Origin of the sequence: Streptomyces odontomachicola (assembly GCF_039605595.1) — a bacterium.
GTDB lineage: Bacteria > Actinomycetota > Actinomycetes > Streptomycetales > Streptomycetaceae > Streptomyces.
The window spans coordinates 247,842-263,070 of the sequence record NZ_JBCFOK010000006.1 but is presented as its reverse complement, the minus strand read 5'-3'; the positions used below and the strand labels follow the sequence as shown (position 1 = coordinate 263,070).

10 protein-coding genes are annotated in these 15,229 nt (G+C 71.7%); 9 read left to right on the top strand and 1 reads right to left on the bottom strand.

Annotated features, from left to right (window positions below):
- The first annotated feature begins 256 nt into the window (after positions 1–256).
- The 3 genes from ABEE00_RS13545 (at position 257) to ABEE00_RS13535 (ending at position 3,035) form a co-directional block, all read left to right on the top strand.
- On the top strand, positions 257–967 hold the full coding sequence (locus tag ABEE00_RS13545) for a TVP38/TMEM64 family protein (RefSeq protein WP_345745661.1): 711 nt from the start codon (positions 257–259) through the stop codon (positions 965–967).
- A gap of 270 nt (positions 968–1,237) precedes the next feature.
- A complete protein-coding gene (locus tag ABEE00_RS13540; protein ID WP_345745660.1) occupies positions 1,238–2,116 on the top strand; it encodes an undecaprenyl-diphosphate phosphatase in 879 nt (292 codons plus the stop codon).
- 298 nt (positions 2,117–2,414) lie between these two features.
- Positions 2,415–3,035, top strand: coding sequence for a dihydrofolate reductase family protein (locus ABEE00_RS13535; RefSeq protein ID WP_345745659.1), 621 nt, complete (start codon positions 2,415–2,417; stop codon positions 3,033–3,035).
- Between the two features lie 148 nt (positions 3,036–3,183).
- On the opposite strand, the gene ABEE00_RS13530 is transcribed toward ABEE00_RS13535, so the two are convergent.
- Positions 3,184–3,393 carry a hypothetical protein gene (locus ABEE00_RS13530; protein ID WP_345745658.1) on the bottom strand — a complete coding sequence of 70 codons (210 nt, stop codon included), beginning with the start codon at positions 3,391–3,393 and terminating at the stop codon, positions 3,184–3,186.
- 1,163 nt (positions 3,394–4,556) lie between these two features.
- Between ABEE00_RS13530 and ABEE00_RS13525 the strand changes: the two genes are divergently transcribed.
- From ABEE00_RS13525 to ABEE00_RS13500, 6 genes are all read left to right on the top strand, one after another.
- On the top strand, positions 4,557–5,876 hold the full coding sequence (locus tag ABEE00_RS13525; RefSeq protein WP_345745657.1) for an SGNH/GDSL hydrolase family protein: 1,320 nt from the start codon (positions 4,557–4,559) through the stop codon (positions 5,874–5,876).
- 515 nt (positions 5,877–6,391) lie between these two features.
- Positions 6,392–7,207, top strand: a complete 816-nt coding sequence (locus ABEE00_RS13520; RefSeq protein ID WP_345745656.1) for a TylF/MycF/NovP-related O-methyltransferase — start codon at positions 6,392–6,394, stop codon at positions 7,205–7,207.
- Between the two features lie 77 nt (positions 7,208–7,284).
- On the top strand, positions 7,285–7,995 hold the full coding sequence (locus ABEE00_RS13515) for a methyltransferase domain-containing protein (protein ID WP_345745655.1): 711 nt from the start codon (positions 7,285–7,287) through the stop codon (positions 7,993–7,995).
- A gap of 65 nt (positions 7,996–8,060) precedes the next feature.
- The gene (locus ABEE00_RS13510; RefSeq protein ID WP_345745654.1) at positions 8,061–11,708 is read left to right on the top strand and encodes a bifunctional glycosyltransferase/CDP-glycerol:glycerophosphate glycerophosphotransferase; all 3,648 of its coding nucleotides are present in this window, start codon (positions 8,061–8,063) and stop codon (positions 11,706–11,708) included.
- Positions 11,705–14,005: a CDP-glycerol glycerophosphotransferase family protein gene (locus tag ABEE00_RS13505; RefSeq protein ID WP_345745653.1), complete on the top strand. Its 2,301-nt coding sequence runs from the start codon at positions 11,705–11,707 to the stop codon at positions 14,003–14,005. The genes ABEE00_RS13510 and ABEE00_RS13505 overlap by 4 nt, the downstream gene beginning before the upstream one ends.
- The gene (locus ABEE00_RS13500; RefSeq protein WP_345745652.1) at positions 14,002–15,153 is read left to right on the top strand and encodes a glycosyltransferase; all 1,152 of its coding nucleotides are present in this window, start codon (positions 14,002–14,004) and stop codon (positions 15,151–15,153) included. The genes ABEE00_RS13505 and ABEE00_RS13500 overlap by 4 nt, the downstream gene beginning before the upstream one ends.
- The last annotated feature ends 76 nt before the right edge of the window (positions 15,154–15,229 follow it).

Sequence of the window (15,229 nt, the reverse complement as noted above, 5' to 3'; positions counted from 1 at the left end):
CGCACCTGCCGCGCGGGGAGGGGCTCCGGCAGCCGCTGTTCGACAGTTCTGTCACAGCTCCCGGGGGCCGGCGAACGGACCGCGCCAACTTCCGCGCCGCGTACGGCATTCCCCGCCGGCCCTCCGCGAGCCCAGCTCAACGGGTTTCCCCGCGGGGGCACTCCGGTGACGGGCGGGCGTACAAGGGGCGAAAGCACGACAGATCATCCCGCTCGGGCCGGGCCACCCGGCGCCGCCGTCGGTTACGCTCCCCCACGTGCCCGTCCCCGCAACGCAGTCCGACGGACGCCCCACTCGTCTCGCTCAGGTGCTGCTCTCCCCGAGGTCCCGGCTCGCGCTGCTGCTGACTCTGCTCTGCGCCGCGGCCACGTCGATGCTGCTCTACGAGCCGCAGCGGTTCCTGGCGCACGGCTGGCCCGAGCAGCTCTCGGGCGGCGTCGCCGTGGTGCTGTTCGCCGTCGCGTACGGCCTGTGCACCGCCGCCTTCGTACCCCGGCCGGTGCTCAACCTGGCGGCCGGCGCCCTCTTCGGCGCCCAGCTCGGCACGGTCTCCGCGGTCGCCGGCACGGTCATCGGCTCCGGCATCTCCTTCGGGCTCGGCCGCATCCTGGGCCAGGACGCGCTGCGGCCGCTGCTGCGCGCCAAGGTCCTCAAGGCCACCGACCGGCAGCTCAGCGAGCACGGCTTCCGCTCGATGCTGGTGATCAGACTGCTGCCGGGGCTGCCCTTCGCGGGCTGCAACTACGCGGCCGCCGTCTCCCGCATGGGCTGGACGGCCTTCCTCGCAGCGACCGCGATCGGCACCATCCCGAACACCGCCGCCTACGCCCTCGCCGGAAGCCGCGCCGAGGCGCCGACCTCGCCCGCCTTCCTCGCCGCCTTCGGCTTCATCGCGGTCTCGGGCCTCGGCGGCGCGCTCTACGCCTGGCGCAAGCGGAACCAGCTCCGGCTCTCCGCCGGCCGGTGAGCCTGCGCCGCGCGGCGCTCGTGGCGACGTCCGTAGCGGCGTCCGTAGCGGCATCCGTAGCGGGGCCCGCCGTGGTGTCCGCAGCGGCACCCGCGCCGGCGCCCGTGCACGGGGGACGGCCTGGCCTGTGACGGTCCGTGCACCCGGGACCGTTACGCTGCCTACCGGCCGGCACCGCCCGGCGCACCCGGCACGTCCAGCACAGGGGCCACCGGCACCACCTCCCGTCACCGGCCAGTTCACGTTCACCTTTGGGATGGCGCAGCACGCATGTCTTGGTTCGAATCATTCATCCTCGGGCTCGTCCAGGGGCTGACCGAGTTCCTTCCGATCTCCTCCAGCGCGCATCTGCGGCTCACCGCCGCGTTCGCCGGGTGGGAGGACCCGGGCGCCGCCTTCACCGCGGTCACCCAGATCGGCACCGAAGCCGCCGTCATCATCTTCTTCCGCAAGGACATCGGCCGGATCCTGTCCGCGTGGTTCCGCTCGCTGGCGAACAAGGAGATGCGGCGTGACCACGACGCCCAGATGGGCTGGCTGGTGATCGTCGGCTCGATCCCGATCGGCGTGCTGGGGCTCGCCTTCAAGGACCAGATCGAGGGCCCGTTCCGCGACCTGCGTCTGATCGCCACCACCCTGATCGTGCTGGGCATCATCCTGGGCATCGCCGACCGCCTCGCCGCGCGCGACGCGAAGGGCGGCAGGCACCGGGCCGTGAAGCACCGCAAGAGCCTGGAGGAACTGACCGTCAAGGACGGCCTGTTGTACGGATGCGCCCAGGCCATGGCCCTGATCCCCGGCGTCTCCCGGTCCGGCGCCACCATCAGCGGCGGCCTCTTCATGGGCTACACCCGCGAGGCCGCGGCCCGCTACTCCTTCCTCCTCGCCATCCCCGCCGTGGTCGCCTCCGGCCTCTTCGAGCTGACCGACATCGGCGAGGGCCACGTGTCCTGGGGCCCCACGATCTTCGCGACGGTCCTGGCGTTCGTGGTCGCGTACGCGGTGATCGCGTGGTTCATGAAGTTCATCTCCACCCGCTCCTTCATGCCGTTCGTGATCTACCGGGTGCTGCTCGGGATCGCGCTGTTCATCCTGGTGGGGATGGGCGTGCTGTCGCCGCACGCGGGGGAGGCTGTGGGCGGGAGCTGATCCGAAGCAGGGGACGAACGGGGACATACATCACCCCTTCCTCTGCGCAGGAACGCGCAGGTGAGAGCGGTGCGGCGCAGCAACCCGCCGAGATCGTCTCCCAGTTGTCTCCCACTTGGTCTTGCTGGAGGAGACGTGGACGCCCCCGGCACACGATCCTCTCCGCCCATGTGGCGCGGGACGAGCGAGCCGTTGGGGGATCGTCCCGGACGGGCTGTGGGAGATCGCTCAGCCGTTGCTGCCGCCACTCTTCGGTGCGCAGGGCGGCGGAGGGCCGGCGACGAGGGAGGGCGGCACAGTGACCGAACATGTGGGCAAGGTGACCTGCGACCTCTCGATCTCCGTCGACGGGTACGCGGCCGGCCTCAACCAGACCGAGCAGCGCCCGTTCGGCGACGACGGCGGCGATGGCTGGGGCGACAGGCTGCACGCCTGGATGTTCGAGAGCCCGCAGCAGCGGCAGGCCCAGCTCGACCGGCTGGCGGCGGTCGGCGCCTTCATCATGGGGCGCAACATGTTCGGCCCCGTACGCGGCGCCTGGGACCGGCAGTGGAAGGGCTGGTGGGGCGAGAAGCCCCCGTACCACGCGCCGGTCTTCGTCCTCACCCACCATCCACGCGAACCGCAGCCGATGGACGGCGGCACCACGTTCTCCTTCGTCACCGACGGCATCGAGTCCGCGCTGCGACAGGCTCGCGATGCAGCCGCGGGCGGCGAGGTGTCGGTGCACGGGGGCGCGACCACCGTCAATCAGTACCTGGCCGCAGGCCTGATGGACGAACTGCGCCTCCACATCGTCCCGTTCACGCTCGGCGCGGGTACGCGGCTGTTCGACGGCGTGCCGTCGCTGAACCTCCAGCAGATGGAATCGCGAGCGGCAACCTCGGTCACCCACGTGACCTACCGCGTACTGCCCTGAAAGAAGTCCACCACCCCACCGCGGACTTCAGCACGGATCGAGGACTATGCGGCCGTCCTGCCGGCCCGGAGTGCAAGGCGCCCGAAGGGCCAGACCTTCCGCAAGCCCTCCGCTCTGGAGCTGGAGGGTGAGTACACGGACAGCGGAACTACGCGGTGGCGCTGCCGTGCGGATCGACCGCAGCAGGCAGAGCACGCACCCGCTCACGAAGCTCGACGCCACCTGTTGAGGAGAACGAGGCGAGTTCGGTATCGAGGTTGGCGAGTCGCTGCCGGGAGGTGGAACGCACCCGGGCGGGCGGGATGCGGTCAAGGACGTCCAGGGCGCGGGCGGCCGGGTTCTCCATGGGCTGAGGCACCGAAAATTCTCGACCACCAATGCGTGCCGCTCAGCAGACAGGCGGTGGAGTTCAAGACAAAGAGGGCGGGAAGATCCTACTCGGACCTCACGCTCATAGAATAGCGTCAAGAAATCGAGGAAGCAGGAATATAACCCCCAGCAGCACCCACCCCACACCCATAGCTTGCAGTGACCTGTGAGTCGCCTTAGGGAATGTGGGGTTCCCCTTGGAGAGGACCTTGAAAGTCGACTCAGCAAAACCGTTGAAATTGAACGCGAGCAGAATTCCCACGACGAGAAATGCCCCACCCATTAGCATATCCATTGCAAAACCTCGCCGTCACTACAGGGAAGAGTCCGTGCAGGGCACACACCTGCCCTACTTTTACTCATAGAGGAGACCGGAAGTATAAGGACCATTGACCCCACTGAAGCCAGTCGAAGGCTGTCCCGCGGCGGCCTTCGCCTGCTCCCACTCACCCCACGTCACACCCGTACCCCCTCGCCAACTACACCTGTGTAATAGGCAAGACTGCAAGCCACGCACATCTGCTCGAGGGCCACTAACGTGAGCAGTACGAATCGCTAACAGGATGCTGGCGGGCCAGGACGCGCCGCCGCGTATGGGCGTGCCAGTAACGTCCGAGTCCAGCCGGATGGGGACGCAGCATTCAACGGGCGAACATCGTGTACAGCGGCAGGACCAAGCGAGGCCAGGCCCGTGACAACCGTCAGCCAAGGGAGAGGCCAGCGGGCGTGCTCCCGCGGACGAAGACGGCCCTCGTGGTCCTCCGGATCGGCCTGCTGGTCGCCGATCGGGGAACGCGTCAACCCCGCATCTGCGGGGTTGGTCGCACGATCATCGACGCCACCAACCTCGAGCGCGCGTGTTCCCCGCGCCACCCACGACGAAGTCGAGGCCGTCAGCGCCACCTGAACGCCGGGAAGCGGCCGTTGATGAGGAGTGCGCGCAGCTTGGGACACCTGTCGGGTCCTAGCGGGCGCCGGCTGCAATCGAGTCAGCCGGCGATAAGGGGGCCGGAATTCGTCAGCCTGCTACGGCAAAGGGCGGAAGGGCCTTGGGTAGGGCCACCCCGAAGTACGATTCGGGGGACTGCCCCGGTGTTCTGAGAGCCGCCCGGCGGTGAGATCTCCCTACCACTTTCCTCAAGGAGATCTCCGATGCGGCCACAACAGCCATACCCGTCGAAGACAGCCGCCCGACGCGGCGTGCTCGCCACTACGGCGGTGGTACTCATTGCGCTCGTCCTCTCGGCACTCGCCATCCGCCAAGGGGACACGCCACAGCAACCGCGCACCGCCAAAGCGCCGGTGTGGACCGGGGCCTGGGGCACCGCCGTGCAGCGGCCCGTCAAGGGCAGCGAGGACTGGGGGCCCAACTGGTCTCGACGGGGATTCGCCAACCAGTCCGTGCGCCAGGTGGTTCGCGTCTCGACCGGCGGCTCTTCGTTACGGATCCGGTTGTCCAACAGATACGGCACAGCGCCGTTACGTATCACCGCCGCGACCGTGGGGCGGTCTGCCGGCGGCGCCCAGGTGTGGCCGGACACCACACAACAGTTGACGTTCCATGGGGCGCAAGGCACCACCATCGCCCCGGGGCGGAACGTCGTGAGCGATGCCGAGCCCTTGAGCATCTCGGCGTTGGAGAAGCTGACGGTCACTCTGTATTTCGCCGAACGCACCGGCCCGGCTACCTTCCACCGGTTCACTACCGCCACCTCCTACCGCGCCTCCGGACGCCATCTATGGGGCACCGGAAGCGGCGTCTTCACGTCGTCCACGCACGCCTGGTACTTCCTGAGCGGAATCGAGGTGTCCGGCCCCGCCTCTCCCAAGCGAGGCACCGTAGCCGTCTTCGGTGACTCGCTCGTGGACGGAACAGGGGCCACTCCCGGGGCGGACAACCGGTTCACGGACAAACTCACCGAACGCCTTGTCGCCGCCCGCCGACCATCGGCCCTCCACAACGCAGGTATCGGCGGTAACCGTCTCCTCAACTCCTCGCCCTGCTACGGGGACAAGGCCACCGACCGCTTCCGGCGCGACGTGCTCACCCGCCCCGGAGTACGTACCGTCATCATCCACCTGGGTGCCAACGACATCGGCGCCCCCGCGATGGGCGACCCCTGCATGGGCTCCGCGCCCCGCGTCACCGCACGTCAGCTCGTCGAGGGCTACAAGAAGCTGATCCGCGCCGCCCACGCCCGGGGCATCAAGGTCATGGGAGCGACCATCCTGCCGCTCAAGGGCGCCCTCTTCCCCGTGTACAGCGAACGGGGTGAGCGCGTCCGGGCCGCCGTCAACCAGTGGATCCGCACCAGCGGCGCCTATGACTCCGTCCTCGACGTCGACCACGCCTTGGCAGACCCCAACGATCCCGCCCGGCCACGCCTCGCCTACGTTTCCCAGGACGGCCTTCACCCCAACGAAGCCGGGGCCCACGCCCTCGCATCTGCCGTGGACCTCAACGCCCTGTGAGACTCCCACCGGTCCGCCGGGCGATTCAGCGCCCGTTGTCGTACCGACCGTTGGGGGCCGGCGGTTCGCACGGGGATCCGAGCTGGGTGGTCCTCAGGTAGCCGGGCATGACGAAGGGCTCTCGGTAGCTCGGGGGTCCACGAGGTCCTGCTGCCGCAGGGGCAACAAGCCAAGGGACCCACGAGTCGGGACGGCAAACGCACACTCAGCGCCTGATCACCAGCGTCCCTCAGAAAGAGCTGCACCCACCTCTGGCCCCCGCGCCTGCGGGGTTATGTCGTTCTTCTGCCGCACTCAGGCAGGCCGAGGTCGTGGAGGGTGAGGAGGTGGCCGAGGCGGCGGGAGAGGGCGACCGTGTCGGCATCACGTGGCCCCGTCCCCCCGGGCTGCTCTCGGCGGCCGGGCCGTTCCGGGGAGAGATTCCGGGGCGGCCCGCTGGGGTTTCCGGGGGCGGGCCGTGACCCCGTTGCGTCGCTCTGTGCGACACGCCGTGGCCCGGTGCCTAGCGTGCCCGCATGAACTGGCGTAACGCAGTGAACGGGGCGATGCGCGGCCTCACCGGCTATGAGCTGCGCAGACCCCCTCCCGACCGGCCCCGGGCCCCCGCGCCCGCCGCCCCTCCTCCGGCGGCTGCGGTGACCGCCCCGCCTCCTCCCGCCTTCCCCGAGGACTACGACGAGGAGGCCAGGAGGATCATCACCGAGGTCAAGCCGTACACCATGACCTCGCCTGAGCGTCTGAACGCCCTGATCCTGGCGGTCCGCCACGTACACCGGCACGGCATCGCCGGCGGCATCGTGGAGTGCGGGGTGTGGCGCGGCGGCAGCATGCAGGCCGCGGCCAAGACGCTGCTGTCGCTGGGCGAGCGCGACCGCGACCTGCACCTCTTCGACACCTTCGAGGGGATGCCCCCGCCCACGGACGAGGACCTGCGGCGGGACGGCAAGAGCGCGGCCGAGCTCCTCGCCGCGCAGGGCAGGGAGCGGCCGATCTGGGCGGTGGCCGGGCTGGAGGACGTACAGGCCGGGTTCCGCACGCTGGCGTATCCCGGCCACCGCATCCACTACGTGACCGGCATGGTCGAGGACACCGTGCCCGCGCGGGCGCCCGACCGCATCGCCGTGCTGCGCCTGGACACCGACTGGTACGCCTCCACCAAGCACGAACTGGAGCACCTGTACCCGCGGTTGGCGCACGGCGGGGTGCTGCTGCTGGACGACTACGGCTACTGGCAGGGGTCGCGCCAGGCCGTCGACGAGTACCTGGAGAAGACCGGCGAGCGGCTGCTGTTGCTGCGCATGGACGAGGGACGGATCGCGGTCAAGCCGTAGCCGGGTGCCGCCGGCACCCATTCGGAAGCGCCCGGAAGAAGCCGGGAGGACCCGGAAGAAGCCGGAAGAAGGAAGCCATGCACAAGTCCGCCTCCGACCACATGCAGCTCTGCGTGCGCCACTACATGCCCCTCGGCGTCCGCCACCGCGTCGTCGACCTGGGCTCACGCATCTCGGAGAACCAGAAGCGCACCCACCGCGACCTGCTGACCGGCCACGACGTGGAGTACGTCGGGGTGGACGTGCGGGACGGGGAGAACGTGGACGCGGTGATGCCCCGGCCCTACACGGTGCCGGTGAAGAGCCGCAGCGCCGACGTCGTGCTCTCCGGGCAGGCCTTCGAGCACATCCCGTTCTTCTGGGCGTCGATGCTGGAGATCGCCCGCGTCCTCAGGCCGGGCGGGTACGCCTTCATCACGGCGCCCTCGCGAGGCCACGTACACGACGCGCAGGACTGCTGGCGCTACTACCCGGACGGGTTCCGCGCGATGGCCGCGTACACGGCTCTCGAACTGTGCGAGACCTACACGGACTTCCCTCCCCTGAAGGGCATCCGGCACGACTACGCGTCCATCGATGCCCGGCACGCCTACTGGGGCGACTCCGTCGGCGTCTTCCGCAAGCCGGCCGGGAGGGAGCCGCTGACGCTGCGCCTGGTGCGCGCCGTCACGGTCCGCTGGGCGAACCGCGTGGGCGGAGTGCAGGACGTTCCGCTGCCCGAGCCGCACCGGGACCGCGGGGGCTGCGGACGCCCTCGGGCCGGCCTCCCCTCGCCCGACACCGCGTGACCCACTGACCCCCTGCCCGCAGAGCGGACGTGTGATCCCCGGAACGGAAAGGATGAGGCCCCGTCATGGAGCCCCGTCTCAGCATCGTCGTGCCCATCTTCAACGTGGAGTGCTACCTGGAGGAGTGCCTGGACTCGCTGGCCGGGCAGAGCGTCTCCGACATCGACGTGGTGATGGTCGACGACGGCTCCACGGACGGGAGCCCCGCCATCGCCCGCAGGTTCGCCGCGGCCGACGGCAGGTTCCGGCTGGTCTCCCAGGCCAACGCGGGGCTGGGGGCCGCACGCAACGCGGGCGTGTGGGCGGCCGACCCGCGCAGCGGCCACCTCGCCTTCGTGGACAGCGACGACGTCGTGCCGCCCGGGGCGTACGAGCGGATGCTGGACGCGCTGGAGGAGACCGGTTCCGACATCGCCACCGGCAATGTGCTGCGGCTGCGGGAGAACGGGCGGCTGGAGCAGTCGCCGATGTTCCGCAGACCCATGGCCGCCACGCGGCTCGCCACCCATGTCACGGCCGACCGCGAGCTGCTGGGCGACCGCATCGCCTGCAACAAGGTCTTCCGCCGCTCCTTCTGGGACGCGCACGGCTTCGCCTTCCCCGAGGGCGTGCTCTACGAGGACATCCCCGTGGTGCTGCCCGCGCACCACCTCGCCTGCGCGGTGGACGTACTCCACGACCCCGTCTACCACTGGCGGGACCGGGACGGCTCCATCACCACCCGCCGCGCGGTCCCCCGGGGCGTGCGCGACCGCACCGCGAACGTCCGCGCCGTCGGCGAGTTCCTCGAGCGGCATTACGGGGCCCGGGCGCCGGAGCACAAGCGGGCCTTCGACCGGGCGGTGCTCACCGGCGACCTGTGGCTGTTCATGGAGGCGCTGCCGGACGGCGACGCGGAGTACCGGCAGGCGTTCCTGGAGTGCGCCAACGCCTATGCCGACACCGTGGATTCGGCGGTGCTGCGCGACCTTCCCCTCCTGCTGCGCGTGAAGTGGTACCTCATCCGCCGCCACCGCCTGGCCGACCTGCTGGCCCTGCTCGCCTACGAGTCGGGCGAGGGCTCCGCGTTCCTCGTGCGGGGTACGCGCCGGCGGTACGCCCGCCTTCCCGCGCTGCCCGAGGGCGCCGTGCCCAAGCCGCTGCTGGAGCTGCGACGCGAGGAACTGCCCCTGGTCACCCGGCTCCAGGAGGCCGTGTGGCGGGACGGCAAGCTGCACGTCAAGGGGTTCGCCTACATCCGCAACCTGCCGGCCGACACCGCGCGCCGGGCGGTGAAGACGGCCTGGCTGCGGGTGGGGAGGCGGCGCGTGGTGCCGCTGCGGCTCGACCCGTGCGAGGCCCCCGAGGCCACCTACCAGTCGGGCCAGGACCTGCACCGTTACGACAGGGCCGGGTTCCGCCTGGTGATCGATCCGCGCAGGCTCGCCGCCCAAGGGGCCTCCGCGACCTGGCAGTTGGAGGTCGCCGTCCTGCACGGCGGGGTCGTCCGCCGCGGCACCCTCAAGGCGGCGGAGGGCGTGACCGCTCCTGCCGTGCACCACATGGACGCCCACACCCGCGTCGTCCCCACGCTCCACGGCAAGCGGCTGCGGCTTCGGACCGAGCGCGTACGGTGCCGGCTGGAGCAACACGACGAGGGCGGCGACGGGACCGTACGGCTGAGCGTGGCGGCGCATCCCTCGCTCGCGGGGCGGGGGCAAGCAGAAGCGCAGGAGCAGCCGCAGGAGCCGGAGCACGCACAGCCGCACCAACCCCGACTCCGCCTCACCCACTGGCACACCGGCGCCGAAGTGGACGTCCCCCTGGAGCGGGAGCAGCCGCCGCAGGAGGGCGCGGACCACCGCTTCACCACCCAACTCCCCCTGCACGACCTGGCGTCGCACCGCGTACAGAACCCCTCGGAGACGGACACCCCCGACACGCCGCACCGCCCCGACCACTGGGGCGTGCGGCTGCTGCTCCCGGACGGCACCGGGCACGCGGTGGCCGCCCGCACCGAGACCCGTCCGGGCCGCTACCCGATGGACCGCGGCGAGGACGGGACCGCCCGCGAACTGCTCGTCGGCGTCAACGCGCACGGCAACCTGGTCCTCTGCGACCAGGGGGTGCACCCGCTGGCCGACCGGGTGCGCTGGGAGGAGGGCGGCGAGCTCGTACTCGAGGGCGGCTATCCAGCGCACCGTGCCGGCTGTCCGCCCGGCGAGGTGGAGCTGGTGCTCCAGCACAGCGGGAACAGGTCGGAGCGCCTGGTGCCGGTGGAGATGCTGGAGGGGAGGTTCCGCGTGGCGCTGCGCCCCGAGGCCGTGGCCGGCGGGGGCGGCGGGCCGCTGCCCCTGGGCGAGGGCAACTGGTATCTCTCCTTCCGCCGCCGCGGCTGCGCCGACGCTCGACAGGACGCGCCCGTACGGATCCTGGCGTCCCAGCACCACCGGCTGCCGCTGTCGCGCACCGTGGGCGGCAGGCGGGTCGGGCTGGAGCGGCGCTTCCACGACCGCCTGCTGATCGCCTCCGGTTCCGCGCTGCCGGTGTCCGAGCGCGGCGGCCACCGGCAGCGCAGGCTGCGGGAGCACTACGCGGCGCAGCGCGAGGAGCCGCTGCGGGACGCGGTCCTCTACAGCAGCTTCGACGGCCGCCAGTTCTCCGACTCGCCCCGCGCCGTCCACGCCGAACTGGCCTCGCGCCCCACCGGACTCGCGCACCTGTGGTGCGCGGCCGACCAGCAGGCCGGGATCCCCGACGGCGTGCCCAGCGTGGCCAAGGGCGGCGCCGCCTGGTACGAGGCCCTGGCGCGGTGCCGTTACGTCGTCACCAACACCCAGCTTCCTGAGTGGTTCGTGCGCCGCGAGGGGCAGTTCGTCGTGCAGACCTGGCACGGCACCCCGCTCAAGCGCATCGGGGCCGACCTGGAGGGCACCGCCTACGGCAACTCCGGTTACATCGCCTCGCTCGCGCAGCGCGCCGGCCAGTGGAGCCTGCTGGTCTCCCCCAACCGCTTCAGCACCCCGATCCTCACCCGCGCGCTGGGCTACGAGGGCGAGGTGCTGGAGTGCGGCTACCCCCGCAACGACCTGCTGCACGCCGCCGGGCGCGAGCAGGCGGCGGCCGAGGTGCGCCGGGACCTGGGGCTGCCGGACGGCAAGCGGATCGTGCTGTACGCGCCGACCTGGCGCGAGGACCGGCCGCTGGGCGGCGGGCGGTACGCGCTGGACCTGCCGCTGGACCTGGAGGAGGCGGAGCGGCGGCTCGGCGGGGAGTGCGTGCTGCTGGTGCGCAAGCACTACCTGGTCGGCGACCGGGTCCCCGGCACCGGCACGGGGCTGGTGCGCGACGTCTCCGGCTATCCGGACGTCTCCGCGCTGCTCCTCGTCTCCGACGTGCTGGTCACCGACTACTCCTCGCTGATGTTCGACTTCGCGCAGACCGGCAGGCCGATGCTCTTCTACACCTACGACCTGGACCGCTACCGCGACATGCTGCGCGGCTTCTACTTCGACTTCGAGGACCAGGCGCCGGGGCCGCTCCTGCGCACCGGCGAGGAGCTGATCGAGGCCCTGCGCGATCCCGTCGGCGCCACCGCGCAGCACCACGCGGCGTACGAGGACTTCCGCCGCCGCTTCTGCGATCTGGACGACGGGCGGGCCGCCGCCCGCGTGGCCGACCGGATGCTGGCGGCCCGCACCCCCACCGTCACGAGGGAGGCAGCCCAGGTATGACGGACACCGAGCACCCGCGCGACCCCGCGCTCACCGTCGTGGTCCTGTGCGGCGAGGGCGAAGACCCCGAGTCCGAGCCCGTCGCGGCGTCGGTCGCCTCCGTGCGCGAGCAGTCGCTGCGCGCGGTACAGGTCCTGTGCGTACACGGCTCGTTGGCGGATCTCGGCGACGTACGAGGCCGCTACGTGGTGCCCCTGCGCCCCGGCGAGACGCTGGAGCGCGACGCCTGCCGCAACTTCTGGGAGGCGGCGGAGCGCACCGGCGCGCAGCTCGCCGTCGGCCGGTGGGCGCGGCCCGCGCAGCCGGGCGGCAAGCCCGCCGTGCCCGAGGGCCTGGCCCGCCTGCTGTCCCGCGGCCGTGTGCTGGAGTCGGCGGACGAGGAGGGGGAGTTGAGCGCGGCCGAGGCCCCCGAGGCGGGCTACTGCGTACGCCGCGATCTGCTCGCGCGCCTGCCGCGCGAGCACGCGCACCGCCCGGGCCCGACGGCGGCCCGGCGCGCCGAGCGGATCGCGCTGCTCCCCCAGCTCACGGTGCACCGCCCCTTCGAGGACGGGGCCGACGCGCCGAGGAGCGTGCTCACCCGCGTCCAGGCCGACCCCGAGGGCAGCGGCCTGCTGCTGCTCGCGGGGCGGCTGTACCCGCCGCGGTCGGCGCCACGGTACGCGCCGCGGGAGTGCGGTACGCCGGAGAGCAGCGCGCATCTCGAAGTGGAGCTGCGGGCCCGCGGGTTGGGCCGCACCGTGACCGTGCCGGTGCACGCGCTGCGCCGGGAGGGCGGCGACGCGGTGTGGCAGACGGAGGTGCGGCTGCCCGCGGTGCTGCGCCCGCTGGGCACCCAGGACACCGTGTGGGATGTGCGGGTGGCCGTGCACACTCCGTACGGGCGCGTCGTCACCGAGCCCACGGCCGCGCCGCACCGCCGCCCCGGACCGCGGCTGCCCGCCAGAACCCGGCTCGGGCCCCTGGGCGGGGACACCTGGAACCCGTACATCACCGCGCGCCAGGGGCTCGCGCTGCGTCTGGAGGCGCGCTCGCCGGGAGCCAGGGTGGCCGGCCGGCTGCTGCGCCGTTCCCTGCGCAGCCGGCCGGTGCGCGTCCTGCGCCGGGTGCGGAAGGCGGCTGAGGCACGCCGGAAGCGGCTGACCTCGGAAGCGGTCAAGGCCCGCGTCTACCACCAGGTGCTGTGCAGGCTTCCGGTGCGCCGCCGCACGGCCGTCTTCGAGAGCCACATGGGCAAGCAGTTCAGCGACAGCCCGCGCGCCCTGTACGAGGAGGTGCGCGCCCGCGGCCTCAACTGGCGCTGCCACTGGTCCTACGCTTCGGACCCGGACGGTTTCCCGCGCGAGGCGCGACTGGTGCGCCGCTGGTCCTGGCGGTACCTGTACGCGCTGGCCCGCGCCGAACTGTGGGTGGACAACCAGGGGTTCCCGCAGCGGCTCGCGAAGCCCCGGCACACCACGTACCTGCAGACCTGGCACGGGTCCGCGTACAAGCTCATGGGCTGGGACGAGGGCGCGGTCAAGATGCGCAACGCCGCGGCGCGCCGGACGCTCCGGCGTGCGGTGGACCGCTTCGACTACTTCCTGGTCCGCTCCGAGCACGACGTGCGCACCCTGGCCCGCGCCTACGGGCTCTCCGAGCACAAGCTGCTGCGCACCGGCTATCCGCGCAACGACAGGCTGCTGGCCCGCGACGACGGCGGCCGGCGGGACGCGCTGGCCCGACGCCTGGGCGTCCCCGAGGGGCGCCAAGTGGTGCTCTACGCGCCGACGTTCCGCCAGCACGCCCGGGACGGTACGGGGCGGCGCGGGCCCACCGAGCCGCTGCTCGACCCGGCGCGGTTCGCCGAACGGCACGGGCACGACAAGGTGTTGCTGGTGCGCGGCCACTATCTGGACCGGGTGCGCCTGCCCGAGCGTGCCGGGGACTGCGTCCTCGACGTGTCGGGGCATCACGACGTGACGGATCTGCTGTTGCTGGCGGATGTGCTGGTGACCGACTACTCGTCGGTGATGTTCGACTATGCGCTGCTGGACCGGCCGATGCTGCTGTTCGCCCCGGATCTGGAGGAGTACCAGCGGCAGCGCGGCAGCTACTTCGACCTGCGCGAACACGCCCCAGGGCCGCTCGTACGCAGCGAAGCGGAACTGCTCGACCGGCTCTCCGGCGTCGAGCAGGACCGGGAGCGGTACGCGGCGGCGCGGCGGGAGTTCGCCGCGGCCTTCGGCAGTTACGACAGGGGCGGTGCCGCCGCCTCGCTCGTGGAGCGGTTCTTCGCCGCGGGGAGCGGCCGATGAGCACCGGACGCGATCTCTTCCTCGTCGCCAACAGCATCGAGGAGCTGGGCGGGGTGACCGCATGGACGCACCAGATGGCCCGGGTCTTCACCGAGCACGGCCACCGGGTGCACGCCATCGGCGTCAAGCAGGCCGACATCCGGCACGGCCTCGACCTGACGGCCTCCTACCCGATGACCAGCCTCTACCGGGCCCATCCGCCCCGCCCCTGGCGGCCGCGCGGGCTGCTGCGGCGCTGCAACGCGGCGGCCGCGCTGCGGGAACGCGCGCGGGCCGCTGCCGAGCGGGAGCGGGTGGAGCTGCTCTCCTCGCTCTTCTCCGGGGCGCGGCCGGGCGGCATGGTGATCGTCTCCCAGGTGTGGGCGATGGAGTGGATCAGCAAGGCCGACACGGCCGGCATGCCGGTGATCGGCATGAGCCACGAGTCGTACGACTACACGCGGCAGAGCGGACGGTATGCGCGGGTCAAGAAGTTCTATCCGGCGGTGGACCGCTGGCTCGCGCTCACGCAGGAGGACGCCGACCGCTGGACCGTGCAGGAGGGCATGAACAACGTCGGTTTCATGCCCAACGCGCTCGCCGGTCTTCCCCCTTCTCCCTCGCCGAGGACGGAGAAGGTGGTCGCCAGCGTCGGACGGCTCAGCGATCAGAAGGGCATCGACCTGCTGCTGGAGACCTGGGCGCTGGTGGCCCCGCACCGGCCGGAGTGGCGGCTGCACCTCCACGGCGCCGGGGAGGACGAGGAGGAGCTGCGCCGGCAGTGCACCGCGCTCGGCCTGGACGGGTCGGTGGAGTGGAAGGGCCGCACCGACGACGTGCCCGGAGTCCTGCGCGAGAGTTCGGTGTTCGTGCAGTCCTCACGGGGCGAAGGCTTCCCGCTGGCGCTGATGGAGGCCATGGCCAGTGCGGTGCCGTGTGCGGCGTTCGACTGCGCGCCGGGGGTGCGCACCATCGTGCGGGACGGCGAGGACGGGCTGCTCGCGCCGCCGGGCGACACCGCGGCGCTGGCCGACCGCCTGCTGCGGCTCACCGGCGACGCGGGGATGCGGGACGCCATGGGCGATCGCGCGCGGCAGAACGTGCAGCGCTTCTCCGAGGCGGAGGTGCTCCGCGAGTGGGAGAGGCTCTTCGCGCTGCTGGAGCTGTAACTCCCCACGGTTCATTGCCTTGTCGAGCTGCCGCTCGACACTCGTCTGAAGTTCCCGGCAGGACGCTCCCCGCACG

Coding starts and splice junctions, on each gene's coding strand:
- ABEE00_RS13540 (WP_345745660.1), top strand. CDS start 1,238: ATGTCTTGGTTCGAATCATTCATCCTCGGGCTCGTCCAGGGGCTGACC.
- ABEE00_RS13525 (WP_345745657.1), top strand. CDS start 4,557: ATGCGGCCACAACAGCCATACCCGTCGAAGACAGCCGCCCGACGCGGC.
- ABEE00_RS13520 (WP_345745656.1), top strand. CDS start 6,392: ATGAACTGGCGTAACGCAGTGAACGGGGCGATGCGCGGCCTCACCGGC.
- ABEE00_RS13515 (WP_345745655.1), top strand. CDS start 7,285: ATGCACAAGTCCGCCTCCGACCACATGCAGCTCTGCGTGCGCCACTAC.
- ABEE00_RS13510 (WP_345745654.1), top strand. CDS start 8,061: ATGGAGCCCCGTCTCAGCATCGTCGTGCCCATCTTCAACGTGGAGTGC.
- ABEE00_RS13505 (WP_345745653.1), top strand. CDS start 11,705: ATGACGGACACCGAGCACCCGCGCGACCCCGCGCTCACCGTCGTGGTC.
- ABEE00_RS13500 (WP_345745652.1), top strand. CDS start 14,002: ATGAGCACCGGACGCGATCTCTTCCTCGTCGCCAACAGCATCGAGGAG.